At 58.1% G+C, this 2,670-nt stretch carries 3 protein-coding genes; all 3 read right to left on the bottom strand.

Going from position 1 to position 2,670, the window contains the following annotated elements; genetic code table 11:
* On the bottom strand, positions 1 to 338 hold a 338-nt coding region (locus tag BM029_RS25445), incomplete at its 3' end, for a 2Fe-2S iron-sulfur cluster-binding protein (RefSeq protein WP_139217351.1).
* A 73-nt stretch (positions 339 to 411) separates the two neighbouring features.
* Entirely contained in the window at positions 412 to 2,007 is a 1,596-nt protein-coding gene (locus BM029_RS25440; RefSeq protein WP_092440831.1) for a formate dehydrogenase beta subunit, read from the bottom strand.
* The gene (locus BM029_RS25435; protein ID WP_092440829.1) at positions 2,004 to 2,483 is read right to left on the bottom strand and encodes a formate dehydrogenase subunit gamma; all 480 of its coding nucleotides are present in this window, start codon (positions 2,481 to 2,483) and stop codon (positions 2,004 to 2,006) included. The genes BM029_RS25440 and BM029_RS25435 overlap by 4 nt, the downstream gene beginning before the upstream one ends.
* Positions 2,484 to 2,670 lie beyond the last annotated feature (187 nt).

Here is a 2,670-nt window from a genome sequence, read left to right as displayed (position 1 = left end):
GGATGGTCAGAGATGTACAACTCCATCACGCCGCGCCGGATATCGGCCAGTTTCGGGGTCTGGGTCTTGACCTTCATTCCCGGCTCGCACGGTGTAGTGCAAGACGCCGGATAACCTCTGCGTCCTTCGATTTCAACCAGGCACAGGCGGCAGGAACCGAAAGGCTCCAGGCTATCGGTAGCGCACAGCTTGGGCACGCTGATACCGGCATCCATGGCCGCGCGCATCACCGAAGTGCCGGCTGGCACGTCAACATCGACGCCGTCTATTTCCAGGGTGATCATGCGTTCGGAAAGACGCGCCGGCGTACCGTAATCTATGTCGTTGAGCTGGTTCATTCTCTGTTTCTCCTGTTGACCGATACCTGGATCCCTTGGATCGCACGCATCAGCTTGATACCTGGTGAGCGCTTCAGGCCGCCTTGCCGACTACGGCAGGCGGCGCGCCAAAATCTTCCGGGAAATGATTCAAGGCCGACAGCACCGGCAACGGCGTCATGCTGCCCATCGCGCATAAGGAGCCGTTGACCATGGTGTCGCACAGATCGCGCAGCAAATGAATCTGTTGCTGGCGCTGGCTCTGGTTCTTATTGGCGACGATCTTGTCGATCACTTCCACGCCGCGAGTGGAGCCGATACGGCAAGGCGTGCATTTTCCGCACGATTCGACTACACAGAATTCCATCGAATAACGCGCTTGTTTAGCCATGTCGACACTATCGTCGAACGCTACGATACCGCCATGGCCGACCGTGCCACCGACAGCGGCGAATGCTTCATAGTCGAGCGGCGTATCAAACAATGCGGGTGGCAGGTACGGACCTAACGGCCCGCCAACCTGCACCGCGCGCATGGTGCGGCCGCTTTCCGTGCCGCCGCCGAAATCGAACAGCAATTCACGCAACGTCACGCCAAAGGCTTTTTCCACCAGGCCGCCGTATTTGATATTACCTGCCAGTTGCATTGGCAAGGTGCCCATTGAACGCCCTTGCCCGAAATTCTTATAGAACGCAGCGCCGCGCGCCAGGACTATCGGCACGCTGGCCAGTGTGATCACATTGTTGATCACGGTCGGCTTGCCGAACAGGCCTTCGATGGCTGGCAGCGGCGGCTTGGCGCGCACCACACCGCGCTTGCCTTCCAGGCTTTCCAGCAATGCGGTTTCTTCGCCGCAGACATAAGCGCCGGCGCCCTTGCGCACTTCCAGCTGGAAATCCTTGCCAAAGCCGAGGATGTTTTCGCCCAGAAAACCACGGGCGTTAGCGGTGGCAATCGCTTCATTCAGCACCGCAATCGCGTGCGGATATTCAGAGCGGACGTAGATATAGCCGTAATTGGCATTCACAGCCAGGCCGGCAATCGTCATCCCTTCGATCAGGACGAAGGGATCGTCTTCCATCACCATGCGATCGGAAAATGTGCCGGAGTCGCCTTCATCCGCATTGCAAACGATGTATTTTTGCGCACTCTGCGCGCCCAGTACGGTTTTCCACTTGATGCCAGTCGGGAAAGCCGCGCCACCGCGTCCGCGCAGGCCGGAATCCAGCACCTCCTGCACGATGTCGGCGCTCTGCATCGCCAATGCGTTTTGCAAGCCCAGGTAACCCTCATGCGCCAGGTAGTCGTCCAGCGAAACCGGATCGGTGATGCCGACGCGGGCAAAGGTCAGCCTCTCCTGGTTTTTGAGATATGGAATTTCTTCAGTCAGGCCGTGCCCTAGTTCATGTTGTCCGCCTTGCAGCAAACCGCCGTCGAACAGGCTGCTTACATCTTCTGGCTCAACCGGACCATAGGCGACTCGGCCTTGTGCGGTACTGACTTCAACCAATGGCTCCAGCCAGAACATGCCGCGCGAACCGTTGCGCACCAGGGTGATTTCCTGTCCGCGCTTGCCGGCTTCGGCGACAATTGCCGCAGCAACCTCATTGGCTCCCAGCGCGAGCGCGGTGGAGTCGCGCGGCACGTAAATGGTAATGCCAGTAATGCCTGTGATACCTGTGTTACTCATTGCGCACCTCGCTTGGCCTGCAACAGCCGGTTCAATTTGCCGTCGCTGACCCTGGCGTGCAATTCGTCGTCGATCATGATGGCCGGTCCGCAAGCGCATTGACCCAGGCAATACACCGGTTCCAGGCTAAATTCGCCATCCTTGGTAGTGCCGTGGAAATCACAGCCCAATACGGCCTTGGCATGGGCTTCCAGTGCCGCCGAACCGCGTGCCTGGCAGGCTTCGGCGCGGCAAATCTGCACCACGTGCCGGCCGGCCTGTTTTTGTCGAAAATAGTGATAGAAACTGATCACGCCATGCACCTCGGCGCGCGAGAGGTTCAACTCTTGCGCAATCATTGGCACACTTTCAGCTGGAATATATCCGGCCGATTCCTGAATCGCATGGAGGATAGGCAGCAGTGCGCCAGGCATCGCTTTTTGCGCGGCGATGACGGACGCGACGTTATCCATGTCTACAATTTGATGCATTTCCATTGCGGCTCTCCTGCGAGCCAACGCATCCGGATGACTGCGAGTCATCCGGATGCGTTGGTTTGCGACATGATGGCTAGAATTAACTTATGCAGCTTATTTGTACATGGTCTGAGCCATGGTTCCCGGGGCGTACACCGCAGGATCGACCCAGATATTGACCACTGCACAACGACCTGTCGTTTTCACC

It is taken from the genome of Collimonas sp. OK607 (genome assembly GCF_900111995.1).
GTDB lineage: Bacteria > Pseudomonadota > Gammaproteobacteria > Burkholderiales > Burkholderiaceae_D > Collimonas.
The sequence above is the reverse complement of the archived record's forward strand: the minus strand, read 5'-3'. Positions and strand labels throughout refer to the sequence as shown.